This window comes from Salegentibacter agarivorans, from assembly GCF_900113135.1.
GTDB classification, from domain to species: domain Bacteria; phylum Bacteroidota; class Bacteroidia; order Flavobacteriales; family Flavobacteriaceae; genus Salegentibacter; species Salegentibacter agarivorans.
This window is the reverse complement of sequence record NZ_FOOH01000018.1, coordinates 53,354-77,946: the sequence shown is the minus strand read 5'-3', so window position 1 is coordinate 77,946 and position 24,593 is coordinate 53,354. Positions and strand designations below refer to the sequence as shown.

Annotated in this window: 26 protein-coding genes and 1 tRNA gene; 14 read left to right on the top strand and 13 right to left on the bottom strand. The window is 35.9% G+C overall.

Going from position 1 to position 24,593, the window contains the following annotated elements:
* From BM084_RS13470 to BM084_RS13440, 7 genes are all read left to right on the top strand, one after another.
* Positions 1-428, top strand: a 428-nt coding sequence (locus BM084_RS13470; protein ID WP_143083662.1) for a transposase, incomplete at its 5' end; no start/stop codon positions are given.
* A gap of 338 nt (positions 429-766) precedes the next feature.
* Positions 767-1,144: a hypothetical protein gene (locus tag BM084_RS13465; RefSeq protein WP_093305455.1), complete on the top strand. Its 378-nt coding sequence runs from the start codon at positions 767-769 to the stop codon at positions 1,142-1,144.
* Positions 1,145-1,300: 156 nt separating this feature from the next.
* Entirely contained in the window at positions 1,301-2,695 is a 1,395-nt protein-coding gene (locus BM084_RS13460; protein WP_093305452.1) for a gluzincin family metallopeptidase, read from the top strand.
* Between the two features lie 143 nt (positions 2,696-2,838).
* Positions 2,839-4,035 (top strand): S41 family peptidase, encoded by a 1,197-nt coding sequence (locus BM084_RS13455; RefSeq protein ID WP_245764378.1) that lies wholly within the window; start codon positions 2,839-2,841, stop codon positions 4,033-4,035.
* 226 nt (positions 4,036-4,261) lie between these two features.
* The gene (locus BM084_RS13450) at positions 4,262-4,684 is read left to right on the top strand and encodes a Fur family transcriptional regulator (protein ID WP_093305449.1); all 423 of its coding nucleotides are present in this window, start codon (positions 4,262-4,264) and stop codon (positions 4,682-4,684) included.
* Between the two features lie 47 nt (positions 4,685-4,731).
* Positions 4,732-5,694 carry a cation diffusion facilitator family transporter gene (locus BM084_RS13445; protein WP_093305447.1) on the top strand — a complete coding sequence of 321 codons (963 nt, stop codon included), beginning with the start codon at positions 4,732-4,734 and terminating at the stop codon, positions 5,692-5,694.
* A gap of 95 nt (positions 5,695-5,789) precedes the next feature.
* Positions 5,790-6,284: a MepB family protein gene (locus BM084_RS13440; protein WP_093305445.1), complete on the top strand. Its 495-nt coding sequence runs from the start codon at positions 5,790-5,792 to the stop codon at positions 6,282-6,284.
* A 211-nt stretch (positions 6,285-6,495) separates the two neighbouring features.
* On the opposite strand, the gene BM084_RS19210 is transcribed toward BM084_RS13440, so the two are convergent.
* The 3 genes from BM084_RS19210 to BM084_RS13425 form a co-directional block, all read right to left on the bottom strand.
* Positions 6,496-6,747, bottom strand: coding sequence for a hypothetical protein (locus BM084_RS19210; RefSeq protein ID WP_177195706.1), 252 nt, complete (start codon positions 6,745-6,747; stop codon positions 6,496-6,498).
* A 21-nt stretch (positions 6,748-6,768) separates the two neighbouring features.
* Complete coding sequence (gene istA / locus BM084_RS13430) at positions 6,769-8,292, bottom strand: IS21 family transposase (protein ID WP_218152250.1); 1,524 nt, start codon at positions 8,290-8,292, stop codon at positions 6,769-6,771.
* A gap of 375 nt (positions 8,293-8,667) precedes the next feature.
* Positions 8,668-8,741 (bottom strand) — tRNA-Met (locus BM084_RS13425).
* 182 nt (positions 8,742-8,923) lie between these two features.
* On the opposite strand from BM084_RS13425, the gene BM084_RS13420 reads away from it, so the two are divergent.
* Together BM084_RS13420 and BM084_RS13415 are read left to right on the top strand one after the other, a co-directional pair.
* The gene (locus tag BM084_RS13420; protein WP_075327023.1) at positions 8,924-9,313 is read left to right on the top strand and encodes an START-like domain-containing protein; all 390 of its coding nucleotides are present in this window, start codon (positions 8,924-8,926) and stop codon (positions 9,311-9,313) included.
* Between the two features lie 51 nt (positions 9,314-9,364).
* Entirely contained in the window at positions 9,365-10,210 is an 846-nt protein-coding gene (locus tag BM084_RS13415; RefSeq protein ID WP_075327022.1) for an aminotransferase class IV, read from the top strand.
* Here the strand turns inward: BM084_RS13415 and BM084_RS13410 are convergent.
* The 5 genes from BM084_RS13410 to BM084_RS13390 all read right to left on the bottom strand — a co-directional run bounded on the left by BM084_RS13410 (position 10,207) and on the right by BM084_RS13390 (position 14,737).
* Entirely contained in the window at positions 10,207-10,767 is a 561-nt protein-coding gene (locus BM084_RS13410; protein ID WP_075327021.1) for a YqgE/AlgH family protein, read from the bottom strand. The genes BM084_RS13415 and BM084_RS13410 overlap by 4 nt on opposite strands.
* Before the next feature lie 121 nt (positions 10,768-10,888).
* On the bottom strand, positions 10,889-11,161 hold the full coding sequence (locus tag BM084_RS13405) for an HU family DNA-binding protein (protein WP_006990442.1): 273 nt from the start codon (positions 11,159-11,161) through the stop codon (positions 10,889-10,891).
* 185 nt (positions 11,162-11,346) lie between these two features.
* Positions 11,347-12,294 carry a methionyl-tRNA formyltransferase gene (fmt, locus tag BM084_RS13400; RefSeq protein ID WP_093305441.1) on the bottom strand — a complete coding sequence of 316 codons (948 nt, stop codon included), beginning with the start codon at positions 12,292-12,294 and terminating at the stop codon, positions 11,347-11,349.
* Positions 12,294-14,195: a RecQ family ATP-dependent DNA helicase gene (locus BM084_RS13395; protein WP_093305439.1), complete on the bottom strand. Its 1,902-nt coding sequence runs from the start codon at positions 14,193-14,195 to the stop codon at positions 12,294-12,296. The genes fmt and BM084_RS13395 overlap by 1 nt, the downstream gene beginning before the upstream one ends.
* A 5-nt stretch (positions 14,196-14,200) precedes the next feature.
* Positions 14,201-14,737 carry an AAA family ATPase gene (locus BM084_RS13390; protein WP_075327018.1) on the bottom strand — a complete coding sequence of 179 codons (537 nt, stop codon included), beginning with the start codon at positions 14,735-14,737 and terminating at the stop codon, positions 14,201-14,203.
* 84 nt (positions 14,738-14,821) lie between these two features.
* Here BM084_RS13390 and BM084_RS13385 point away from each other — a divergent pair, with 84 nt between their 5' ends.
* The 3 genes from BM084_RS13385 to murA all read left to right on the top strand — a co-directional run bounded on the left by BM084_RS13385 (position 14,822) and on the right by murA (position 17,370).
* Complete coding sequence (locus BM084_RS13385; protein WP_075327017.1) at positions 14,822-15,115, top strand: DUF493 family protein; 294 nt, start codon at positions 14,822-14,824, stop codon at positions 15,113-15,115.
* Between the two features lie 277 nt (positions 15,116-15,392).
* Positions 15,393-16,040: a DUF4290 domain-containing protein gene (locus tag BM084_RS13380; RefSeq protein ID WP_075327016.1), complete on the top strand. Its 648-nt coding sequence runs from the start codon at positions 15,393-15,395 to the stop codon at positions 16,038-16,040.
* Positions 16,041-16,056: 16 nt separating this feature from the next.
* Positions 16,057-17,370 (top strand): UDP-N-acetylglucosamine 1-carboxyvinyltransferase, encoded by a 1,314-nt coding sequence (gene murA / locus BM084_RS13375; RefSeq protein WP_075327015.1) that lies wholly within the window; start codon positions 16,057-16,059, stop codon positions 17,368-17,370.
* 109 nt (positions 17,371-17,479) lie between these two features.
* Here murA and BM084_RS13370 read toward each other — a convergent pair whose 3' ends face one another.
* Positions 17,480-18,940, bottom strand: coding sequence for a nicotinate-nucleotide adenylyltransferase (locus BM084_RS13370; RefSeq protein WP_093305437.1), 1,461 nt, complete (start codon positions 18,938-18,940; stop codon positions 17,480-17,482).
* 105 nt (positions 18,941-19,045) lie between these two features.
* Between BM084_RS13370 and BM084_RS13365 the strand changes: the two genes are divergently transcribed.
* Together BM084_RS13365 and BM084_RS13360 are read left to right on the top strand one after the other, a co-directional pair.
* On the top strand, positions 19,046-19,807 hold the full coding sequence (locus tag BM084_RS13365; RefSeq protein WP_093305435.1) for an MBL fold metallo-hydrolase: 762 nt from the start codon (positions 19,046-19,048) through the stop codon (positions 19,805-19,807).
* A 1-nt stretch (position 19,808) separates the two neighbouring features.
* Positions 19,809-20,309 (top strand): hypothetical protein, encoded by a 501-nt coding sequence (locus BM084_RS13360; RefSeq protein ID WP_093305433.1) that lies wholly within the window; start codon positions 19,809-19,811, stop codon positions 20,307-20,309.
* Here BM084_RS13360 and BM084_RS13355 read toward each other — a convergent pair.
* From BM084_RS13355 to BM084_RS13340, 4 genes are read right to left on the bottom strand one after another with little or no spacing between them, the layout of a single operon-like run.
* The gene (locus tag BM084_RS13355) at positions 20,306-20,965 is read right to left on the bottom strand and encodes an alpha/beta hydrolase (protein ID WP_075327011.1); all 660 of its coding nucleotides are present in this window, start codon (positions 20,963-20,965) and stop codon (positions 20,306-20,308) included. The two genes, BM084_RS13360 and BM084_RS13355, sit on opposite strands and share 4 nt — an antisense overlap.
* Entirely contained in the window at positions 20,966-21,292 is a 327-nt protein-coding gene (locus tag BM084_RS13350) for a DUF4870 domain-containing protein (protein ID WP_075327010.1), read from the bottom strand.
* A 44-nt stretch (positions 21,293-21,336) separates the two neighbouring features.
* Positions 21,337-22,587 carry a dihydroorotase gene (locus BM084_RS13345; protein ID WP_093305431.1) on the bottom strand — a complete coding sequence of 417 codons (1,251 nt, stop codon included), beginning with the start codon at positions 22,585-22,587 and terminating at the stop codon, positions 21,337-21,339.
* A 54-nt stretch (positions 22,588-22,641) separates the two neighbouring features.
* Positions 22,642-24,567 (bottom strand): BatA domain-containing protein, encoded by a 1,926-nt coding sequence (locus BM084_RS13340; protein ID WP_093305429.1) that lies wholly within the window; start codon positions 24,565-24,567, stop codon positions 22,642-22,644.
* Positions 24,568-24,593 lie beyond the last annotated feature (26 nt).

The window sequence follows — 24,593 nt, the reverse complement described above, 5'->3', positions numbered from 1 at the left end:
ATGTTTCCAGTCAGCTCAGGGCCTACTGTCGTAAACATTTTAAAGAGGACTACTACCTGCTAAGAAGTATTCCGGGAATTGGCGGAATTGTAGCGGTAGGAATTATTACAGAACTGGGAGATCTCAGACGTTTTAGCAGCCTCAAACACCTTGCAGGATATGTAGGGCTGGTTCCCGGTATATATCAAAGCGGAGCTACTTCCAGATCTATGGGAATGAGTCCACGGTGTCACGGGCTCATTCGCTCTTATTATGTGGAAGCTGCCTGGCAGGCCATTAGAACCGACCCGGTTATTCAGGCTTACTACCGGAAGCATCTGGGGAAAGATGTCAAAAAAATAATAGTTAAGGTAGCTCACAAATTATTGAGTCGGACTTTAGCTGTGATAAAAACAAAAACTCCTTATGAAGTGGGGGTTGTAGCATAATATAATATAAATCAATGATCAAGCTCAAAGAATAAGGCCCATACCACAAAACGTCTCGGGTGACCATTAATGGATCACATTTTATAGCTAGTGGATGGGCTATTTTAACCAATCATAATGATGCTGGTGGCGTCCAAAGAGATGACCACAAATAGGATGCTGAGCTGGTTATTTTGCATTGAATTTTTACTGAAGGAAAGCTTCATTAAAAATTCAACGCCCTAAAAATTGAAGGAGTATGGAATAATGAAATTTAAAATATTATTTTTGAGAGACAAGATTATTGCTTTTCATAGGACTAAACGTTGGCAATAATTTGAACAAGGATCCTTCTCTGAATGAAAAAATTTAATATCATACTTGGCTTAATTGGGGTAATAGGTTTGGCATTTTTCTTTGGCACTGCTGATCATAAAGTGGACTGTGAATCGTTAAAACAAAATGAAAAATCGGACGAATATAGCGGAGTGATAATAGAAAAGTACATTGATCAAGATCAACATATGTATGAGAAAGTGATTCTTGATAAAAGCCCAGGAACCGACGTAATTCTTTTGGATTGGGAAACAAGTGGATTTTTTGATTTTCTAAAAATTGGCGACTCAATTTCGAAGAACCCGAACAGTCTGCAAGTTAATGTTTGGCGGAATGATAAAGACACCATTTATACCCTGGAATTCTATTGTTTAGAGGAAACAAACTGTTTAAAGAAATAAAACAGTTTCCAACAATAAAAACAATGCTCAAACCTGTCTCGAAGCGAAACTCTCTGCTTGCTTGCTTCGCTGATTGTCCTGCGGACAATCATGCTCGCCCGCTCGCACAATTTTCATAGGACGAGACGTTAGCACCAAGTTGAAAAAACATCACGAATGAAAAGAACATTTTTACTTCTGACCTTACTAACCTGTATTAAACTGTCAGCACAACAAGGAGTTCCAAAACTTACCGGAAAAATTGAAATCTCAATTGAACAGGGAACTCTCGAAGGTGATTTGACTTTAAGTGATTTTCCACACATCAATGATTATTATATTCGAATAAATTCAGGGCTCAATATTTTGCACATTAAAGCATTAGAACCTGAAGAGTTTTTAATACAATACAGCAGAGCATTTAATGATACAACATCAACAGGAGAAAGTAACGCTTATTATTTTAAGGACGGCAATGGAAAAGGCAAATTTCTTCCAAAATCAATCCAATTCAAATATGTTGGTAAATTTCCTGTGGTTAAGGACACCATTGAAAATTATAGCCGAAAAGATTGGAAAGGAAACATTGCTTTTAATCACAATTCCGTAAGGGCAGATGGATTTCAATCTGCTTGGTATCCTGTTCTATACGACATAACAAATGACAAAACTTACGAACACCTTACTTACGACATAGAAATAATCTGTAATGATTGTTCAACCTTATATGCTAATGGGAGCAAACCTGTAAAGGCACAAAAACAAAATTTCAAAAGTGAATTTCCCCAAGAATTAACTCTTTTTTGTGGCAATTACGATTTTGCCGAATTGGATAACACCTACTTCTTAAATTCGGGAATGGGCGAAAAAGAAATAGAAACCTTCGGCAAACTTATAAACGATTATAAAGCTTTTTACGCCAAAAAATTAAATAGACCATTCGACCAACCAGTAAGTTTTATACAAACAACGCCTACTTCAAAAAAAGATGGTTGGATGTTTGTTTCATATCCCACAATCTTTAGCATTGGTTGGAACAATGGGCTTAAAAATATTGTTGACCCTAAATATCAAAAGTTTTGGCGACCATACATAGCACACGAATTAGGACATTATTATTTTGGAACTGTAAAAGTCTTCAATTCGGAACTTGGGGATATGATGAGCGAAGGATTTGCAGAGTTATTATCGTTACAGCTGACAAAAGACATAATGGGCGAAGAACTCTACAAACAAAAGATTGATGAAAAAATTGAACATCTAAAAAAATTCAGTCCTAAACCATTTGGCAAAGTAAAATCAGAAACCGAATACGAAAACAGACAACTGTATGTATATGATTATGCGCCATTGATTTTCACAGCAATAAAAAAAGAAATCGGAGAAGAAAAAATGTGGAAATGGCTAATTCAAATTCTCGAAACGGAAACCACTTTTACCAATTACGATTTTTTAATTTCAACATTACAAACAACTTTAAATGACAAAAAACTAATGGAATTAATAGAAAAACAATATCTGACTAACGACAATTCGCTAAAAAATACGATTGACAAAATAACAATGGAATAAAAGCCGGGTGCTAAGACATATAAAAACAATGCTCAAACCTATCTCAATTCGAAACTCTGTGCTCGCTTGCAACGCCTGATTGTCCTGCGGGCAATCAAGCTCGCCAGCTCGCACAGTTTTTATACGGGAAGTTGCCCACAATTATGAAAAAAACCTACAAACATAAGATGATTAAAAAATATTTGACATTAATATTAATTTTTGGAGTGAATTTAATCTTCAGCCAAGAGAATAATTGTGATTGCGTTGACGAACTTAATAATACTTCTAAACTGATTGAAAACGCTAAGAGCTATAAATACCAAATAAAAAGAGAAGACAGAGAAGCAGAATTCAAAAAATGGAAAGAAGAGATAAAACAAGAAATATTAAATGACAGTTTAAGCAAGTTTTTTTGTGTTGGCTATTTACAAAAATATATCTCATTTATTAATGACAGACACAACGAAATTTATTTTGTGCCAGATAATATAAATAGAAATGTACCAGCATATTTAAAAGTAATTGACAGTACTTCTAAAAGTAACGATAGCATTTCAGGAATATATTTTGCTGGAAGCGATAAAATTTTAGTCAAGAAAGAAAGTGACAGTATTTGGTATGGAATTACCTTAAAATCTAATTCTGATGATTGGACTAAGGGCAAATTAAGATTGCGTATTAATAAAACGCCCAATGGAAATTTTGAGCTTTTTGAGTATTACCAGAATGGATTGATCTTCTATCAAAAAAATATTGAAATTTCAGACGGTAGAATTCACTCTACCTTTTGGAACAAGGAAAACGAATATTTCTTCAATAAAAATCATAAAGAAAATTTCACGTATAAATCAGTAAATCCTTCGTTTGATTATCTTGGTATCAAGACTTTAAGTAGAACCAATAAACTAATTAAAGAAGCGGATAAGTTTTACGACAATTATTTAGATAATCTAACCAAAGAAAACCTAATAATAGATTTAAGAAATAATGGTGGCGGTTCTATTAACCAAACAAAACCATTAATCAAAGCATTAAAAAGGAACAAAGCAATCCAAAAGATTTATGTTTTGATTAATTTCAAAACTGCAAGTTCGGCAGAATTAACAGCCTTAGCATTAAAAGAAGATGAAAGAACTATCTTGGTCGGAGAAAATTCAAGAGGAATGCTCACCTACGGTTACGGGAACCGGTCTTTTTCTACAAAAACAAGTTGTTCCAAATTTAAAGTCGTTTTATCCACAAAACGCACAAATAGGAAATACAGCAATTACGAATACATTGGGATAAAACCCGATTATAATCTTGACAATAATTCCGATTGGATTGACCAAGTAATAAACTTAGAAGCAAAAAAATAACTGTGGACATATAAAAACAATGCTTAAATCAGGCTTGAATCAAATTTCCGTGCTCACTTAGCGGATTGTGCTGCGCTTTTCCCTTCGGTCGGAACCTGCGGACAATCATGCGCCAGCTCGCACAGTTTTTATACGGATGTTGGCGGAATGCAAAAAAATGACGTAACATAGAATCAGAATAAGTATTTGTTTTGATAAATTAATTATTTTTTAATGGAAAAGCAGAATGGATAAGGCTACTGTAAATAAATTACTAAATAGAAGTACGAAACCGACAAGTATGAGAATTTTGGTATACGATTTTCTTGTAACCCAAAATGTGGCATTGTCATTATCGGAAATTGAAGAGCAGCTTTTTACTGCAGATAGAATTACAATATACCGAACCTTAAAAACATTCGAAGAGAAAGGAATTGTACATAGTATCCAGGAAAACACCACTACAAAATACGTTTTGTGTGATGATGAATGTAGTGAAATTACACATAAAGATTGGCATTTACATTTCTACTGTAAAATATGTAAACAAACCACTTGTAGGGAAAATATTCTTTTGCCCAGTCAGATAGGGGGAGATTTCAGGATTGATGAAATCCGCTTCTTCGCCAAAGGGATTTGCGAAAATTGTCTCGATGAAAGTTTGCAATAGTATTGCACCACATTAGCCATTATTTTTGTATTAAAATAACAAACAGAATGGCAAATAATTACGAACATAAAAATTGTAACGGAGACAATCATAACCACAAATTCACAGGAATTAAACATTCCAAAGAAAGTTCATTGGCTTTAGCTTTTTGGCTCAACTTATTCTTTTCAATAGTTGAATTAATTGGCGGTATCTTAACCAATTCAACAGCAATTATTGCTGATGCGTTTCACGATTTTATGGATGCAGGGGCAATAGGTTTGGCAATATTGTTAGAAAATGTTTCGGACAAGAAACGCACCGCTAAATTCTCGTATGGTTACAAACGTTTTTTCCTTTTAGCAGCATTAGGTTTGTCCATATTTCTATTGGCAGGTTCAGTAACAATGGTTTTTGCTGCATACAACTCTTTTTTAAATCCTAAAGAAATTCACAGTGTAGGAATGTTGTGGTTGGCAGTTTTAGGGCTTGCAGTAAATGGTTTTGCTTTCCTTAGAATAAAAAATGACGGAGGACATTATCATCAGGGACACAGCCATGGGGGACATAACCATAACAGCCAATCTATAATGCTTCATTTGTTCGAAGATGTATTGGGTTGGGCAGTCGTATTGATTGGAGCTGCAATCATACACTTTACAGGTTGGAATTGGATAGACGGATTTTTAACGATTGCTATTGCTTTATATATAGGGTTCAATGCTTCTAAAAATTTAATCAATACACTTAAAGTAATGTTGCAGTCGGTACCTGAAAATGTAAATCTGAGCCAGTTAGAAACGGATTTACACCAAATAGAAGGCATTACCAATATACACGATGTTCACGTTTGGAGTTTGGACGGTAGTTACAATGTAGGCTCCTTACACGCAGTTGTCAATAATGCAACAGGAAAAACTGAACAGGATATTTTAAACAAAATAATCAAATTAATGGGAAAACATCGTATTCAGCATCCTACTGTTCAGATTGAAACAAACTTCAACAGTTGTCAATTGAAACATTGTTAGTATACAAAAAAGCCAGCTGCCAACAAAGGTGTTTACATCAGTTTCAAATCGAAAGTCACTGCTCTCTACTTATAAAATCAAACTAAGTAAGAAATATGGATGATCATCTTAATCGAATAAAGACGGAAATTTATGAAAAATGCGGATTGAAAATATCGGATTTTTTACTTGAAACGGAAAGTAAAGAGTATGAAGCCTGCAGATTTGATTTAAACGGCCGAAATATTATAAACAGAAACGCTAAAATTACCCCTAAAAAAGTAGGACAGTTTGTAACTTTTTGGAAACGGATTGCAAACGGACCAATTGAACCTTTTAATGAAAATGACCAATTTGATTTTTTTACAGTAAACGTAAAGTCTGAAAACCAGTTTGGCCAATTTGTTTTTCCAAAATCTGTGTTGATAAAAAAAGGAATAATATCAACGGACAAAAAAGAAGGAAAGAGAGCATTTCGAGTGTACCCGAGTTGGGTCATTGCAAATAATAAACAAGCAGAAAGAACTCAAAAATGGCAGTTGAATTATTTTTACGAAATAACTTATACAACGGATTCAAAAAAAGTATTGAGATTATATAATACTGAATAACTCTGCGGTGGCTCTTTCACATCAATAAGTTTATAATAAAGAGTTCTAATTATAATTAGGGGAAAGCTCACAGGCCTAGCATTTATGGATAGTGATGTAATTGGTTAGCCGTTGTATGGATTGATTACTTTTAGTAAATTAGAATTTCAAACTTTAAGTAATGTGTTACCGTACCAAATTAAATTCCAAACTCAGCGATATAAAACGCACTTTAAGTGCTCGATTTATTGAGCCCGATGCATATCAACCACAGCTTGAAATAAATGCTTTTACCTTTTCTAAAACCCCGATTATTTCCGATGAAAACCAGGTGGGTTCGGTCTTCTGCTTCCGCCTGCAATAAGACTTCCAGGCCTTCCCCAAAGGATAGCTCGTGATGCTGTCGGGTCTCTACCATGGCTTTCCAGCTGCTGTGCATGCCATTAAGCCGTAGCTGTGTTAATTGATTTTCAATAGGATTCATATATTAATTTTTATGGATTACTTATTTATAAGATGATGCTCCACGGATATTTCCGTGAGAGGGCAGCGATTTTATCACAGGCTCCTCAGGGTATTCGGTCATTCGGTTTTCCAGGACCTGTTTTAACAACTTGTAGGAGTAATTCTGATGCTCCAGCGCTATATCGCAGGCTTTGGTAAAAGGTTCTAGGTTTGTCTTTCGAGCAAGGTTCATAATCCCATCACAGGTTTTATAAAGCTGCTCCGGATATTTATCCTGTTTGAACAAGGCTTCCATATACCGGTATAGTGTCTCGGAATGATTATAGCCGCGTTGCATGTAATAGGTGGGGCTTCGCTCTTTGTAGTACTGATGGTGGGAACACAGGTGTTCCTTGCGGGTGGTATACCCACCTTTTCGATGATTCCTAAGGTGCGTGGCAATCGGATCTGCTTTGGAATATATTTTCACCAGGGATCTGGTGTAGATCACTTTGACCTTCATTCCGATATAGGTGAAGGGTACACTATAATAGTGTTTATCCATACCCAGGTAAATATGATTGTTTTTAGCCACCTTATGTTCCCGATAATATTTGATCTCGAAGCTTGTTTCCGGTAAAGGCTGCAGGGTATGCTTTTCATCGGCCAGGAACTTCTCTTCTCTGCAATAATCTTTCTGTTGCATACGGGTCTGGTTATGTTCCCTGACTTTTTGGGCAATGGCTTTGTTTAAAGAAGGAAGGTCGAAGAAAGTGAGCTTGCGTAACTTGGCATATACCCGGTTATAGATCAGCTTCACCTGGTTCTCTACTAAACTTTTGTCCTGGGGCTTTCTAGGCCTTGTCGGGGTCACCGAAGTACCATAATGGTTGGCAAAATCCTCCAATGCCCGATTAATATCGGGTTCATAAGGATTGGCTTTAATCACGGCTGCCTTCAGGTTATCCGGTACCAGGGTTAACGGAACTCCACCCAGTTCCTTTAAACAACAACTCAGGGCATAGATAAAATCTTCCAGCTTTTGGCTGGGTACCGCCATGGCAAAGCAATAGTCAGAGTAAGGCAGACAGGCTACAAAGACCTGGACTTTAATTTCTTCTCCAGTCTGCCGGTCGATGTAGGATAAAAGTTTACCCGCATAATCCACGTAAAGTTTATCGCCTGGTTTATGATTCAATACCATAGAGGGCTTCCCACTACGAAGATGTTGCAGCATATGGTAACAGAACTGCGCATAACTATAGGGATAAGGGTTCCCGGTTTTATATTCCTCCCAGAGCAGCAAACGCGTTACACCTACTTTGCCCAGCTCTTTACAATAATAGGCTAAATGAGGTTTGAGCTGCTCATACCGCTCATCTTTATAGGCTGGATTTCCTGGCCATAGTTTACCCTCCAGAACCGGATCCTCTAAGGCTAACAAGCTTTCTATGGGAAGACTGCTGGAATCAGCTTTACGGACATAGCCTTTAACGGTATTCTTACTTACGCAAAGCGCTTTTGCAATAGTTTTTATTCCCTTTCCCTGGTGGTGCAGACGAAGTATTTGTTTTACTTGACTCATTAGTTTTGGTTTTCCGGACATTTCTCATCTTTTGGTGGATACCACCAAATAAACCAAAACCTGAAAGAAAATAACCAGGGGGGTCAACATGCTCCCAAATAAATCATCCAGAGGGGTCAACATACTCCAGAATAATTTAAAATTCCAGCTCTCTTCGTTTTCTTAAGGGGGGTCAGCATCCGCCAGAACGACAGCACGCTAAATATAGACTGTTAGGGGGGTCAGCTTAGTCCAGTATATCCAGGTTTTGCATTCAAATAAAACCAAGGAAGAATCTATTAAATGAAAATGCAAAATATGCTAAAAGTTGTACCTATGTTGTACCTGGGAAAAGAAAAAGGGATTTCGATTTTTCGAAACCCCTTATTTTTGTAGTAGCGAGACCGAGATTTGAACTCGGGACCTCCGGGTTATGAATCCGACGCTCTAACCAACTGAGCTACCTCGCCGTAATTTTATGTAAACTGCCTGTTGGCCTGACTTTACAAGCATTCTTGCTGGTTGTGAATGCGGGTGCAAATATATAAACATTTTGTATTGACGCAAACATTATTTTCTAAAATATTTAATTTGTTTTCTTTTTATCTTTCTAATTAATATCTATATTGCCCGAAACTAATTAAACCTAAAAATGGAAGATAAGATAAAGTACGAAATGGAATTTCCCATTCAGGCTTCTCCTTCATTGTTATACCAATATATATCAACCCCCTCAGGACTAAGTGAATGGTATGCAGATAATGTGAATTCACGGGGCGAATTGTTTACTTTTATTTGGGAAGGAAGTGAAGAGAAAGCCAAATTGGTAAGCAAAAAGAGTGATGAGCGCGTAAAATTTAAGTGGCTTGACGATGAAGACACTCCTTATTTTTTTGAAATAAGAATCCAGGTAGACGAAATTACCAAAGATGTTTCTATAATGATTACCGATTTTGCCGAAGATGAAGATGAAATTGAAGAAGGCAAAATGCTTTGGGAAAATATGATCTCTAACCTTAAACAGGTGTTGGGATCTGCTTAATAATCTTAAGATAAATATTACCTTTGCCCCGTTCTAAAACGGGGCTTTTTTATGATAAATCTAGACGGAAATTTAGTAAAAGATAAGCAGGCATCAATTTCGGTAACCAATCGGGGATTTGCCTATGGAGATGCGGTGTTTGAAACCATTCGTGTAATTAGCGGAAAAATAATGTTTTGGGAAGATCATTATTTTAGGCTTATGGCTTCTATGCGCATTATGCGTATGGAAATTCCTGCTAATTTTTCACCTGAATTTCTTGAAGAAGAGATTCTTGACCTGGTAAAAGAAAATGGTTTAGATACTACAGCAGCGCGTGTAAAATTTTCGGCTTACCGCAAAGAAGGAGGTTATTATAAACCAGCAACGCGGGAAATAGGATTCATTATCACTGCTAAAGAACTTTCTGATGCTTTTTATTTACTGAATGAAGACGATTATGAAGTAGAACTTTTTAAAGATCACTACGTAACCAGCGGATTATTTTCTACTATAAAGTCAAATAACCGCGCCATAAATGTCCTGGGAAGTATTTTTGCTTCAGAGAATGGATATGAAAACTGTTTTTTGATCAATGAAAAAAAGAATGTGGTTGAAGCCTTAAATGGTAATTTATTCCTTGTAAAAGGAGATAAAATAAAAACGCCACCACTTACCGATGGAGCTTTAAATGGAATTACCCGGAAGAAATTACTAGAAATTATTAAAACCCTTCCCGATTTAACTTTAGAAGAAACTTCAATTTCTCCTTTTGAACTTCAAAAAGCTGATGAGTTGTTTATAACCAATGTAATTACAGGAATCCAACCGGTAACAAAATATCGTAAAAAGAAGTTTGGAAATAAAGTAGCTAAAGACCTGCTTTCAAAATTAAACGTAAAAGCAAGATTGGGTTAGTTATAACTGGGATTTTCTGGTGCATTAGACCATAAAATATATTCCCCGCCAAGTTGCATCATTTTATCTTTCCAAAAGGAATGGTATGGACGTTCTATAATGTCTTTAGGATTTTCGTTGGTAGTTACAATCCAGGCGTGTGAACTTAATTCTTCATCTAATTGATTGGCATCCCAACCCGAATATCCTAAAAAGAACCGTATTTCTTTTTCACTAATTAATTTTTGATTAATTAGTTCTGTAACCACATCAAAATTACCGCCCCAATAAATGCCATTGGCAATTTCTACACTTTGGGGAATAAGATCTGGTATTTTATGAATAAAGTAAAGATTGTCCTGCTCTACCGGGCCACCGTTGTAGATTTTAAAATTAGAAGAAAGATCAGGTACAAGGTCTTTTAAAGTAAAATCTAGTGCTTTATTAAGTATAAAACCCACAGAACCCGCTTCAGAATGATCGGCAAGCAAAACCACAGAGCGGTTAAATGCCACATCTCCAATTATTGATGGTTCTGCTACCAATAGATGGCCTTTGGTTGGTTTTAAAGCGATCATTTTAGCATGTTTTTATCTAAACTACTATTAATTTAAAAAAAAATCAAATTAAAACTTAAATTATTTTCATTAAAAAAGCCTCTCTTATGAGAGGCTTTCAATGTTTTACTAATATAAATTATTAGTTTACAGCTTTTTGTAAATCTGCACCGGCCTTAAATTTCACTACATTTTTAGCAGCAATTTTAATGGTTTTTCCGGTTTGTGGGTTTCTTCCTTCACGGGCAGCTCTTTTAGAAACTGACCAAGATCCAAATCCTACTAAAGAAACACGATCTCCTTTTTTAAGAGATTTTTCTACGTTTTCCAGGAAAGATTCTAAGGCTTTTTTTGCTGCTGCTTTTGAGATTCCAGCGTTTTCAGCCATTGCATCAATTAAATCTGTTTTGTTCATAATTTGAATTTTAAATAAATTGTTGGTTAAACATTCTGTTAAATTGCTTTACAAATTTATATGGAATTCTCGGCCGTGCAAGTAATATCAAGGGAAATGCAGAATATTGTTAATAAGTCGGCCATTTTGTTAATAAACAAGTATAAATTTAGTTGATTTTTATCCGTTTCAGTAACCATAAGGCCTTAGCGGAATTTTGACCCTTCCGTAAAATCATATCCGTTTAAAAGTGATTTTACATCCATTTTTCGCTTTCCGGGAAGTTGTAATTCTTCAATTATTAGATAACCGCCCTCTGTTGCTACCTTCAGCTTTTTATCTTCAACCAAAATACAGCCATTTTCTAAAGAATGACTGGTATTTTCTTTTTTGCAATCGTAGATCTTTACTTTTTCTTCTTTATTATCGTTAAACAAAATACTCCAGGCGGCCGGGTAAGGGTTTAAGCCTCGAATTAAATTATAAATTTGATCTAAAGAATCGTCCCAATTAATTTTTGTGTTCTCCCTATTTAATTTTGGGGCGTCTTTTAATATTTCATTAAAGGGTTGTGGAGTGGGAGTGAGGTTGCCATTTTCTATAAGTTCAAGTGTTTCTACCACCAAACCCGAGCCAAGTTCCAGTAATTTATCGTGCAATTCACCAACACTTTCTTCGGGAGCAATATCAATTTCCTTCTGAAGTATCATCGCACCGGTATCAATCTTTTCATCAAGAAAAAATGTTGAAACCCCGGTTTTTGTTTCATTATTAATTATAGCCCAGTTTATAGGAGCGGCACCACGATATTGAGGCAGGAGGGAAGCATGAAGATTGAAGGTTCCAAATTTAGGCAAATCCCAAACAACTTTTGGTAACATTCTAAAAGCCACAACTACCTGTACATTTGGTTCAAGAGCTTTTAATTCTTCAATAAAAGTTTGATCTTTTAAATTAGTAGGTTGCAAAACCTTTAAACCTTTGCTCACCGCAAATTTTTTCACCGGACTTTCCTGTAATTTTCTTCCTCTTCCAGCGGGTTTATCGGGGGCTGTTATTACGCCAACTACATTATAATTGGCGTTTAATATACTTTCCAGGCTGGCCACAGCAAAATCTGGCGTGCCCATAAATACTATTTTTAATGATCTCATCATCTATTTATTTGGTAAACATTCCCGTTTTTTCGAGAAATTAATTCTTTGTCTATTAATAATCGTAAAACTTCTAAAACCTGATCTTCGGGATAATTAATGGCCTCGGTGAGCTGCCGCGAAGAAGCGTTAGAGGTTTTTAAAATGTTTATTATTTCTTTATAAATCGCATTTTTAAGCTCTCTGGTTAAAGGCGCAGCTTGTTTTTGGCAAACCGAACAAATTCCGCAGTTTTCTACTTTTTTCTCTCCAAAATATGCGAGTAATTGCTTGCTTCGGCAAATCTTCTCATTCTCCAGATAAGCCAAAACCGAATCTATTTTTTCTTTTTTAGACTGGTTATGTTGCTTTATATATGTCGCCAACGGAAAAATAACCAAATCGTCTTCCCGTGGAACCAAAAATAAAACGGTTGCATCGTGTTCTGCAAAAACGTATTCCAGCACCTGGTCTTTTTCCAGCTCCTGAAGAAATTTTAGCGCTTTGTCTTGCTCTATATTAGATTTTTTACAAATCGAAGCCAGGTCTATCGCTGTTTTATTTTCCAGAATTCCACCGTAGGTTCTTAATAGCGCTTTTACAAAATTTTCGTATTTCTGATTTTGCTCTAGATAATACTGAAGTTGCTTTCCAGAAATGATAAAATGAATACTGGTTCTTTTATGAAATTCCTTTGATAGTTTTAGAACGCTGCATCTATCTAAAAGCTGAAGCACCTCGTAAGTTTTAGAAAATGGAAGTTCGTATTGGGCACAAAATTTAGAAAAACTAAAATTATGTTCGGTTTCCTCCCCTTCACCGTAGGCTATCCTGAAATAGGTATTAAGCTTTTTATAAACCAGTTTTACATCTTCCAGTTGGGGTAAATTAGCGAGAAACTGATTTTTTAAAACCGGGATGTCGCTCTTATTAGTTAAAATTGTTGCATCTGCTTTTGCTCCATCTCTCCCTGCGCGTCCGGCTTCCTGGAAATAGCTTTCTAAAGATTCTGGTAAATTTAAATGAATTACCTGCCTAACATCTGGCTTATCTATTCCCATCCCAAAAGCAGTGGTAGCCACCATAATATGATGCTTATTCTCTAGCCAGCTGGTAAGCTTTTTTGTTTTTTCTTTAGGTTGTAATCCCCCGTGGAAGGCATCAGCTTTGTAGCCTTTTTTGATCAATAAATCAGCTATTTCCAGACTGGCTTTTCGGCTTCGAACATATATTATCGCAGCCTCATTTTTATTATTCAGAAGTTGAAATAATCTATAATATTTATCTTCAGCTATTAAGACATTATAGGCAATATTTGAACGATAAAAAGAATCTTTTAGAACTTCAATATCTACCAGTTCCAATTCTTTTACAATGTCTTTCACCACCGCCGGGGTTGCTGTTGCTGTAAGTGCAATGAAAGGTGTTTCTGGTTTTAAATCTTTTAAGAGTGAAATATTTCTATATGCTGGTCTAAAGTCGTGGCCCCATTGCGAAATACAATGTGCTTCATCTACCGCGATTAGATTTACATTCATCAACTTAATGCGTTCCTGTACCAGGTCTTGTTGGAGTCTCTCAGGAGAAAGATAGAGGAATTTATAATTTCCGTAAATACAATTATCAAGCGCTGCATCCAGGTCGCGGTAAGCCATTCCGCCGGTTAATGCCATTGCTTTTATTCCTTTTTGCTGAAGCGCATTTACCTGATCTTCCATTAATGCAACTAACGGGGATATTACAATACATATTCCGTCTTTAATTAATGCAGGTACCTGGAAGCAAAGTGACTTCCCACCTCCGGTTGGCATTAGCGCCAGTACATTTTTTTTCTCCAGGAGTTTTTCTATAACAGGTTCCTGCAGCGGCCTGAAAGACGAGTGTCCCCAGTATTTTTTTAATATGTAATGTGCATCCTGCAAATAGCTTATTCAATTTTATTTAAAATGAACTGAGTTCTTTCAATAATAGAGGTTTTAGGAACTTCAATAGGGGTATAACCGTAAGTTTTGTAGGTTTCAAAGAGATACTTAGAGATTAAGCTAGCTTCTTTAAAAGACTCGTAACGCTCGTTATCGCTTTGGTAAATTTCTTCCCAGGGCGGTAAAAAGAATATTTTATCATAAGAATATTCTTTACAGGTATTGGTAAAATAAGTAGAATATTCGGTTTTAAAATAATCCATATAAGCCAATACATCTGGAAGGCCACGGTCTATAAAAATGGTTGAAGCCGGTAGCATATCGGCCTCACGATGCTGAATTTTTCGACCTTCCAGTAATTTTTCACTAAAAAGTACGGGTTTATCAAGAAATAATTGGTCTATACCCTGTTTTTGGGCTTCTAAAGTTACCTGCCTGGAAATTTCATGAAGACATTCATGTCCATGTTTTTCCAACTGGCGTATTATAGAAGATTTTCCGGTACCGGGGCCACCGGTAATTACTATTTTCTGTTTTTTCACGCTGCAAATTTCGACATTTGAAATTGATTATAAAAATGTATGCAATCCATGTATCTTTGCAGCCTAAAATTAAGTTAGAAAATTATGAGTGGAGCGAAAGATCAGGAAGAGTTTTATAACAAATTAAGAGCGCAATTACAGGATACATCTCTTTGGCCATCTGAATATTTATATAAATTTATAGTTCCTGCAAAATCGAACCAGGTGAAAATTATTGAGGAGATCTTCAATAATATGGGAGCTGTTATTACTACCAGGAAGTCTAAAAAAGGAACTTATATAAGTACATCGGTAAATGTGCGAATGAAGAATCCCGATGCTGTAATTGAAAAATATAAAGAAGTGGCAGAAAAAGTAGAGGGTGTAATCTCTCTTTAATCCTTTCAGAAGGGAGGAATAAAAAAAAGGGCTGACCGCAAATTGTAAAAAATTATCTTCTGAATTATCTTCCCCGAAACTGTAGATTTTTTAATTTTTCAAAAATTTTATCTATCCCGATAATATTTAGTATTTTGCAGCGAATAACTTCTACAGTAAATTACCTCTGGGGGAAGCCTATGAGGCATTAAAGGGAAGATTTTTTTGATTTTGAGCCTGGCCTCAAAGTATTTAAGTCTCGATTATCGAGTAAAGTATCATCTTATAAATTTCAATTTTGACACACGCATTAGAATATAACTCCGAAAGGAGACACTTAATTATTCCCGAATACGGGAGACATCTTCAAAAAATGGTAGAAGAAGCCATTGAAATTGAAGATGATAAAGAACGAAACCAGGTAGCAAAGTCTATTATTGCCGTAATGGGTAATATGCAACCGCATCTTCGCGATGTACCCGATTTTCAACATAAATTATGGGATCAATTATTTATAATTAGTGATTTTAAGCTTGATGTAGAATCACCTTTTCCTAAACCAACCCGGGAAATGCTGGAAGAGCGTCCTGAAATGTTAGGTTATCCTCAAAACTTTCCGAAATATCGTTTCTACGGAAATAATATTAACCGAATGATTAATGAGGTTAAAGATTGGGAAGAAGGTCCTTTAAAAGAAGGTTTGGTTTTGACGATAGCCAACCATATGAAAAAATCTTACCTTAATTGGAATCGTGATACTGTAGAAGATGAGATAATTTTTGAACATCTTCGGGAACTTAGCGGCGGGAAAATTAATTTAAAAAATGCCGATGAAGATCTTAGTGATGCTTCAAGCCTTATTAGAAATAAGAAGAAGCACACCGGTAAAAACAATAATCCTAAAAAATCCAACCGCAAAGGTGGAGGTGGCCGCAAGCGTTACTAAATAATATTTTACTTTCATGGGAACTTTCCAAATTGAAGGCGGGCAGCAACTTAGTGGCGAAATTCAGCCACAGGGAGCCAAAAACGAAGCCCTGCAAATTCTATGTGCCGTATTATTAACTTCAGATGAAGTTGTGATTAATAATATTCCAGATATCCTGGATGTGAATAAATTAATTCAGCTTCTTGAAAATCTTGGAGTAAAGATTAAAAAACTTGGAAAAGGAAGTTATTCTTTTAAAAGTGATGATCTGGATCTAGATTATCTAAGTAGTGACCAGTTTAAAAAAGACGGTAGTGGTTTACGAGGATCAATTATGATTGTGGGACCATTACTGGCAAGATTCGGTAAGGGATTTGTTCCGAAACCGGGTGGCGATAAAATTGGTAGAAGAAGGCTGGATACGCATTTTGAAGGTTTTATTAAACTAGGTGCTAAATTTAGATACAATAAAGAAGAACGTTTTTACGGCGTAGAAGCTCCAAACGGATTGAAAGGCAGTTATATGCTTTTGGAAGAAGCTTCGGTAACCGGTACGGCAAATATTGTAATGGCAGCTGTTCTTGCTGAAGGAACTACTACTATTTATAACGCCGCTTGTGAACCTTATTTACAGCAACTTTGCAATATGCTGAATTCAATGGGCGCAAAAATTAGTGGCGTAGGTTCTAACCTTTTAACTATTGAAGGTGTAGATTCCTTAAAAGGTTGCGAACATAGAATTCTTCCAGATATGGTTGAAATCGGTTCCTGGATTGGGATGGCGGCGATGACCAAGAGTGAACTTACCATTAAAAATGTAAACTGGGACATGTTGGGGATTATTCCAACAACTTTTAGAAAATTAGGAATCACCATAGAACGCAAAGGAGACGATATTTTTATTCCTGCGCACACCAATGGCTACGAGGTTCAGAGTTTTATAGATGGTTCTATAATGAATATTAGCGATGCTCCCTGGCCAGGTTTTACGCCAGATTTATTGAGTATTATTCTGGTGGTTGCTACTCAGGCTCGTGGAAGTGTACTTATTCACCAAAAAATGTTTGAAAGTAGATTATTCTTTGTGGATAAACTGATAGATATGGGAGCGAAGATTATTCTTTGTGATCCGCACCGGGCTACGGTAATTGGGCACGACTTTCAATCGCAGTTAAAAGCTACCACAATGACTTCTCCAGATATTAGGGCCGGAATTTCCTTATTAATTGCCGCACTTTCAGCAAAAGGAACTTCTACCATACACAATATTGAACAAATAGACAGAGGTTACGAAAATATAGATGAACGTCTTAAAGCACTTGGCGCTAAAATAGAGCGTGTAGCTTAAAGCTTTTGCAAAGAAAAACCCTGGATCCTAAAATAAATTCAGGATGACTAATAAATAAAAAATCCAGATGATTAATTCATCTGGATTTTTTTGTTAGAATTTTATGAAACTAAACTTCAGTTTCAGCTTTTTTCTTGTTTTCTTTATAATGGAAAAGGTTATGTTCCTTAATCATTTTCGTGGTTTTTTCAGGCAACATATCTTCCCAGCCTTCTTTTCCTTCACTAATCATTTGTAAAACTTCTCTTGAATAAACATCCAGAATTTCAGGATTGTAATTCTCAATATCTTCAACTCTACCATTATACTTAAAGAATTTATACAATTCTTTCATTCTAGGATGAACTTTTAAGTTATCGCTGGTAGTAATTTCTCCGGTTTCTGGATCTTTAAGCGGGTAGAGGTAAACCTTAAGGTCTTTAAAGAATAATTTACCAAAAGCTTCCAGAATACCACCGCTTAGATGCCTATAATATTTCTCATCAAACACATCTACCAGGTTATTTACACCCATAGTTAAGCCCATTCTTTGCTTAGAATATCTTGAGAAGTATTCAACTACACGATAATATTCCTGGAAATTGGAAATCATTACGGTTTGTCCCAGGGAGCATAAAAGTTTTGCCCGGTCCATAAAATCGCGTTCATCAATTTCACCTTCGGCCCTTAGGTTAGAAAGGGTGATTTCAAAAATAACTTCTGTATTTTCTTTTTCTACCTTGCTTTCTTTCAGGAATAATTCCAGCGAACGCTCATACATATCCATGTTAACCTTAGTTACCGGTCTAAAACTTCCGCGCAGCGCAAGGATATTCTTTTTGTAAAGTATTTTAGCAGGAAGTACGTTGTTACCATCTGGAGCAAACATAACGGCATCTGTCATTCCGTTTTTAACCAGTTGTAAACTCATTAATCGGTTGTCTACACCTTCAAATCGTGGACCGCTAAAGTTTATGGTATCAATTTCTATTTGATCTTTATCTATATGATCGTAGAGGTAACGTAAAAGTTTCTTAGGATTGTCATATTTATAATAAGCCCCGTAAATAAGATTTACACCAAGTATTCCAAGCGTATTTTGTTGATGGCGTGCATCGTTTTCGTGAAATCTAACGTGCAAGCTAATCTCGTTATAATCTTCTTCAGGACTCACCTGATATCTAATTCCTACCCAACCGTGACCTTTATATTTCTTAGCAAAATCTATGGTAGCAACGGTGTTAGCGTAACTAAAGAAAAGTTTATTAGGGTGTTTTTCACGGGAAATTCGCTGCTCAATCAGGCCAATTTCGTGAGAAAGCATCTTTTTTAAGCGTGCCTCAGTAACATATCTCCTGTCATTTTCCACTCCGTAGATTGCATCACTAAAATCTTTATCGTAGGCACTCATGGCTTTTGCGATAGTACCGGAGGCGCCACCGGCTCTAAAAAAATTTCTTACCGTTTCCTGGCCGGCACCAATTTCAGAAAAAGTTCCGTAGATATTTTCATTTAAATTAATGCGAAGTGCTTTGCTTTTAATTGAAGGAACATTTTCAAATTCCTTATCGCCCATTATTGTAATTGGCATAATTTTTCTTTTATGTGTGGTTTCTTTTTTGCTTAATCCAAAGGTACTAAAATCGGTAAGGTATTGAAAAAAAATATCTTTACTTTTGCCTAAAACATAGAATTCTTGGAAGTAATATTTTTAGGTACAGGCACCTCACAGGGAATCCCTATTATAGGTAGTAAACACCCGGTTTGCCTTAGTGATAATCCCAAAGATAAACGCTTGCGGGTATCGGTTTTGGTAAAATGGGAAGAATATAATATTCTAGTAGATTGCGGTCCTGATTTTAGGATGCAAATGCTGGCAAACCCTGTAGAAAGCCTTGATGCCATTTTATATACCCACGAACACAACGATCATACTGCAGGTTTAGATGATATTAGGCCTTTTTTCTTCCGCCAGGGCGATATACCGGTTTTTGCTCATAAAAGAGTGCTGGAATCTCTTAGAAAACGATTTGAATATATATTTACTTCAACAAATAAATATCCCGGGGCGCCGGGAGTACAGGAGAATGAAATTATAAATGAAAATTTTTACTTTAAAGATTTAAAAATTACTCCCATAAACTATATGCACAACCGCTTGCAGGTTTTTGGGTTTAGGCTTAAAGATTTCGCTTATCTTACCGATCTTAAATCTATTGAGGAAGAAGAAGTTCAAAAACTGGATGGCGTAAAGGTGCTGGTAGTAACCGCTCTAAGAATAGAGCCGCACCATTCTCACTTAAACCTCGAGGAAGCCTTAGAATTTATAGCAAGAGTTAAACCCGAAAGAGCCTATTTAACCCATATTAGTCATTTACTGGGCTTTCATGATGAAGTGCAGCAACAACTTCCCGAAAATGTATTCGTGGCCTACGATAACCTAAAAATCACCATTTAAGATGCGTAAAAATTTATTACTTTACCTTTTTATCTTTTCACTTTTGTTTACCATTTTTATTTATGTGAACGATAAAAAGATTCTTGATGCCCGCGATGCTGAAATTCAAAAATTGAAAGCCGAAGTAGAACGCCTGGAATTAGAGAATGAATCTGCAGCTGCTTTAAACCAAAATGAAAGTTATTTTTCTTTGATGGATAACGAAGATGCTATGACTTATTTTGAAAATAAGGGAATTGAAGCTGAAGATGTTCGTGAAGCTATAGAAAATGAATTAATGAACCAGAATAAGGTAGATGTTGATAATTCTTATGTTCCATTTGACGGGATAGAAGGTAATATGCATATCAACAACATCAAGGTTTTAAACCATAAGTGGGTTATTGCCGATTTTACCGATGGCACTTACTGGGGAGAAGTATTTTTCACCTATTTTATTGATGAAAACGGAAAGCCCGAGCTAATTGCCGAAAAGTCTTTTATCTACCCGGCAGCCAATTAAATTCGCTTTTTAAGCCATTCTCTTAATTCAAAGAAATTTTGTGGCGCTACCCCGTGACCTACAGGAAATTCTGAATAACTGTTTTCAATATTAAGTTTATCCAGAACAGGTTTGGTTTTTCTAGCCCATTCTACAGGAATCACCTGGTCTTGAGAACCGTGCGAACAATAAAATGATAGTTTAGAAAAATCATTTTTCTCAAATCCAGGTTTTATAATTTCTTTATTTATATAACCGCTAAGAGCGACAATATTTTTAACCTTTTCAGGATAGGAGAGGGCTACCGCATAACTTAAAATACTACCCTGGCTAAAGCCTAAAAGAGTAACATTTTCCGCATCTAAATTATAGGCTTCAATCGCTTCATCTATAAAACCTGTAATTTTCTCCCGGGATTCTTTGGCCTGCTCATCGTCGCTAAATTTTCCATTCTGGTTATCCCAGTGAATCGCGTACCAGGCGTTACCGTAAGGTTGCATCGCGTGAGGTGCTTTTACCGAAATCACGAATAATTCATCGGGTAATTCTTCAGCAAAAGAGAAAAGATCGTTTTCATCACTTCCATAGCCGTGAAGCATAATGAGCAATGGGGTCTTTTCAGTTTGGGTTTTCGGTTTTCTTATAAGGTGGTGGAGAGAAAGTTCTTTGGTATTCATTTAATTTATTGTACTAAACCATTTTTGAAAATATGCGCCTAAAATTGGCACTTCTTTTTGTTCGCCCTGAATTGCTGTTACCAGGCCATAAATACCCAAAACCGCAATAAAAATATAAAAGGCAGATGAAATTAACCAGCTGTCAAATAATCCTACTAACACTCCTAAAACATAGAAAGTGACGTGGATGCCAAAAGCTTGCCTAATATGAAATGAAGCAAACGGATTTTTATTTTCGTTGTTCATAAAATAGGCTATAATGGTGCCAATAATCGTGAGATAGGCAACTATAGCTGGGGTTTTTCCTTCTTCGGCCACTGTTTTCATAGCTGGTTTTCTAGGTTGTAAAGGTATTAAATTTATAGTGAAATCTATAAACCAAAATCTCCCGCTTTGGTAATTATTCCCAAAGCTTTTCCTTTTATTTGATGCCCTTTAAAAATACTGTTTGTTGAAGTCGAAAAAATATGGGCTTCGTTAAATTCATATTTTTCATTTGGGATAAAAAGACTAAGATCTGCAGGATTTCCTTCTTTAATTTCTATGTCTTCCAACCCAAATCTTTGTTTTCCTTTAGAAAGTATTTCTATAACTTCTTCGGTAGAAAAAATTGTGCTTAATGCTCCAAAAGCAGATTCCAAACCAATACTTCCATATAAAGCATTATCAAATTCTACTTTTTTATGCTCGGTATCAATAGGAGTATGATCGCTGGTAATCATATCTATAGTTCCGTCCTTTAAGCCTTTTATGAGCGCTTTTATATCTTCTTTAGTTCTAAGCGGAGGCAAAACCTTAGCATTGGTATCAAAGTCCTGCAGTAGTTCATCGGTAAATATTAGATTATGAATAGCTACACTACAGCTAACATCCAGGCCTTTCTTTTTAGCTTCATTTATTAAGGAAACCGATTTTTTAGTAGAAATTGTAGGAATATGCAACTTCCCACCGGTGTATTCCAGAAGATATAGGTCTCGCGTAATTTGCAATTCTTCGGCTAGGTTGGGAATTCCTTTTAATCCTAACGAGGTACTGCTTTGTTCTTCGTTTACCATTCCTTTACCGGCAATACGATCTTCCTGCGGAAAAGATTGCACTAATCCGTTAAAATTTTGAGCATATTGAAGCGCGATTTTCAGCAAATTTGGATTTTTTACAGCACGTTTATAATCTCCAAAAGCTATGGCGCCTCCCTGTTTCATATCATAAAGTTCGGCTAGATCTACGCCTTCACTTTTAATGGTTAAAGCTCCTGTAGGAAACATTTTAACCGGGTGATGTGCTGCCTTTGATTTTACCGAAGTAATTGCGCCGTTATTGTCAAGAACCGGATACGTATTAGGGTTTAATGCAATATTGGTAAATCCGCTTTTTGCTGCTGTATCAAGGCCGTTGGCAATTGTTTCCCGCTCTTCAAAACCGGGTTCTCCAAAACTCACACTACTATCAAACCAGCCCCGGGAAACGTGAAGATTTTCTTCAGAAATCACTTTATCGGCTTTGGTAGAAATATCATTTCCTATTTTTATTATAATCCCATTCTCTATTAGAATATCCAGCTTTTTTTTATGGTAAGCTGAGTGTTTATCTATTATTGTTGCCGATTTTAAAAGTAGTTTCATTTAGTTATGTTTTTATCCAAATCTGTTGCTAATCCCGATTCAGTAATAATGCGATTATTTTAAATATTTTAAAAGAAACATCTCCGCGGTTAAAAATATAAGTGCAAAAATAACAAAGCATTTCCAAAGCTCGTTGCTTTGCCCCGCCGCATTTATTTCATTAAAATAAGATGCTATGTTGGAATGTATTTTTACATTTTCTGCTTCCTGGGGAATATTATATTCCAATTCACTTTCGGTCCTTGGCGAGTTAAAACTTATATAACCCTGGTTTTCGTTTTTGTATACCAGCGAATAATTTCCTGAAGCTATATCGAGGCCGGAAGTTAAAATCTCCAGATTATCGCCCAGGGCTCGTTGCTGCGGAATAAAATCTTCGGTATCTGAAACAATATGAACAACCTCGTCTTGCTGCGTTTGAAGCGGAATATTGATCTCATTCTCTTGCCCCGTTTCGTAGTATAAATTTGGCGTTTTTAAAGCACTAAGACCTATATTATAAAAAACAGGAACAATTAATGGAGAATTTCTAAAGTTTGAATTTTCGGAATTTAAGGCTGCGGAAAAAAGAAATACTCCATTACTTTCCAGTAAAAAGCCTGAATTATTTTGAAATGAAATCACTTTATTTCCTCCGTTCAAATTATAATAAGTCTGCACCTTAGGATAATCAAAATTCTTAATTCTTTCTTCAAAAACTCCGGTAAGCAAAGGATGATCAAAAGCAAGATCGGTTATTAAAGTTTCCGGGGTTTTTAATTCAGAAATTCCTGGTGCATTTATTCGACTAAGAAAGTTATTGTAGGAATTTATATCTAAGTTTTCTGCAGGAACAATTACCAGTGGAACCCCATTCTTTTGAAGGTTTAAAAGGTTAGATTCTAAAGCGCTCGAGATAGTTTCTAGCTCATTTAGCACCACCAAATCTGCGGAGTTTAAAGTATTAAAATCAAGTTGATCTATTTCAAAGATTTCAGTATTAAATTCAGGAGGAGTAAGGATGCGGCTAAGAAAACTGGCATCTGTATTCTGACTTATAACCACTACATTGGCTGGTTCAAGCTTATTTAAGCTAAAAAACATCGAATTATCGTAATTCAAAGAGGCGTCTTCAATACTTATTCTTCCTTTAGAAATTTCTTCTTCATTTATTTTAAAATTGGTTTCCGTTGTTTGATTTTCCTTAAAATTTACGGCAGTTTTTGCAAAAAGTTCTTCCCCGTTATAAACCGAAACACTTACAGGTTCTAAAATTTCCACAGAACTGCTTAATAAGACCTTTAAGCTAATTTCAGAAGCTTCGCGATTGCTTATAGATACAGAGTCTATACTGATATTCTGAGTATTTTCGGGAATTGCAGGAATTAAATGGTAATTTATATTGGACTTATATGATAAGTCTTCAGGCTTCAAATTTTGCTGAAAATCAGAAATAAAAATGACATTTTTGTCTCCGGTAGAACTTTTCAGAAGTTGTTGAGCTCTTAAATTCAGCGTATTAAATTCGGATGAATTTTCTGCAAAATCGATGTTTTGAAGTTCGGTGATTAATTCTTCCGCAGTAAGGTTTTTAAACTCGTTAGTATGGGTAAACAGGCTTATTTCTTTATCTTCAGGAAGATTTTTAATCAAATCCTGAATGGTGGCGGCCAGTAGTTCGCCATTTCTGCCGGTGGCTTGCATACTGTAAGAATTATCTAGAAAAATAAGCTGAGCACTTTGGGTTGCTTCAGGGTTTTTAGCAGGAAAATAGGGTTGAGCAAACGCTAAAATTAAAGCGGTGAGCATAAGCATTCTTGTAGCCAGTACCAACCATTTTTTTAAGCGAGAGCTCTTACGGGTTTGGCGAATTACTTTTTTTAGAAATTTTACATTGGTAAAATCTTCTTTTTGAAAGCGGCGTAGTTGAAATAAGTGAACAGCCAGCGGTATGAGTAGTAAAAACAGGGCATAAAGTAATTCCGGCTGTTTAAATTCCATAAAGCTTTAAAAAGTTTTTCAAATAT

Coding starts and splice junctions, on each gene's coding strand:
- BM084_RS13465 (WP_093305455.1), top strand. CDS start 767: ATGAAAAAATTTAATATCATACTTGGCTTAATTGGGGTAATAGGTTTG.
- fmt (WP_093305441.1), bottom strand. CDS start 12,294: ATGAGATCATTAAAAATAGTATTTATGGGCACGCCAGATTTTGCTGTG.
- BM084_RS13410 (WP_075327021.1), bottom strand. CDS start 10,767: ATGATCGCTTTAAAACCAACCAAAGGCCATCTATTGGTAGCAGAACCA.
- BM084_RS13450 (WP_093305449.1), top strand. CDS start 4,262: ATGGATAAGGCTACTGTAAATAAATTACTAAATAGAAGTACGAAACCG.
- BM084_RS13460 (WP_093305452.1), top strand. CDS start 1,301: ATGAAAAGAACATTTTTACTTCTGACCTTACTAACCTGTATTAAACTG.
- istA (WP_218152250.1), bottom strand. CDS start 8,292: ATGAGTCAAGTAAAACAAATACTTCGTCTGCACCACCAGGGAAAGGGA.
- BM084_RS13445 (WP_093305447.1), top strand. CDS start 4,732: ATGGCAAATAATTACGAACATAAAAATTGTAACGGAGACAATCATAAC.
- BM084_RS13350 (WP_075327010.1), bottom strand. CDS start 21,292: ATGAAAACAGTGGCCGAAGAAGGAAAAACCCCAGCTATAGTTGCCTAT.
- murA (WP_075327015.1), top strand. CDS start 16,057: ATGGGAACTTTCCAAATTGAAGGCGGGCAGCAACTTAGTGGCGAAATT.
- BM084_RS13345 (WP_093305431.1), bottom strand. CDS start 22,587: ATGAAACTACTTTTAAAATCGGCAACAATAATAGATAAACACTCAGCT.
- BM084_RS13455 (WP_245764378.1), top strand. CDS start 2,839: ATGAAAAAAACCTACAAACATAAGATGATTAAAAAATATTTGACATTA.
- BM084_RS13370 (WP_093305437.1), bottom strand. CDS start 18,940: ATGCCAATTACAATAATGGGCGATAAGGAATTTGAAAATGTTCCTTCA.
- BM084_RS19210 (WP_177195706.1), bottom strand. CDS start 6,747: ATGAATCCTATTGAAAATCAATTAACACAGCTACGGCTTAATGGCATG.
- BM084_RS13420 (WP_075327023.1), top strand. CDS start 8,924: ATGGAAGATAAGATAAAGTACGAAATGGAATTTCCCATTCAGGCTTCT.
- BM084_RS13360 (WP_093305433.1), top strand. CDS start 19,809: ATGCGTAAAAATTTATTACTTTACCTTTTTATCTTTTCACTTTTGTTT.
- BM084_RS13355 (WP_075327011.1), bottom strand. CDS start 20,965: ATGAATACCAAAGAACTTTCTCTCCACCACCTTATAAGAAAACCGAAA.
- BM084_RS13415 (WP_075327022.1), top strand. CDS start 9,365: ATGATAAATCTAGACGGAAATTTAGTAAAAGATAAGCAGGCATCAATT.
- BM084_RS13385 (WP_075327017.1), top strand. CDS start 14,822: ATGAGTGGAGCGAAAGATCAGGAAGAGTTTTATAACAAATTAAGAGCG.
- BM084_RS13440 (WP_093305445.1), top strand. CDS start 5,790: ATGGATGATCATCTTAATCGAATAAAGACGGAAATTTATGAAAAATGC.
- BM084_RS13405 (WP_006990442.1), bottom strand. CDS start 11,161: ATGAACAAAACAGATTTAATTGATGCAATGGCTGAAAACGCTGGAATC.
- BM084_RS13340 (WP_093305429.1), bottom strand. CDS start 24,567: ATGGAATTTAAACAGCCGGAATTACTTTATGCCCTGTTTTTACTACTC.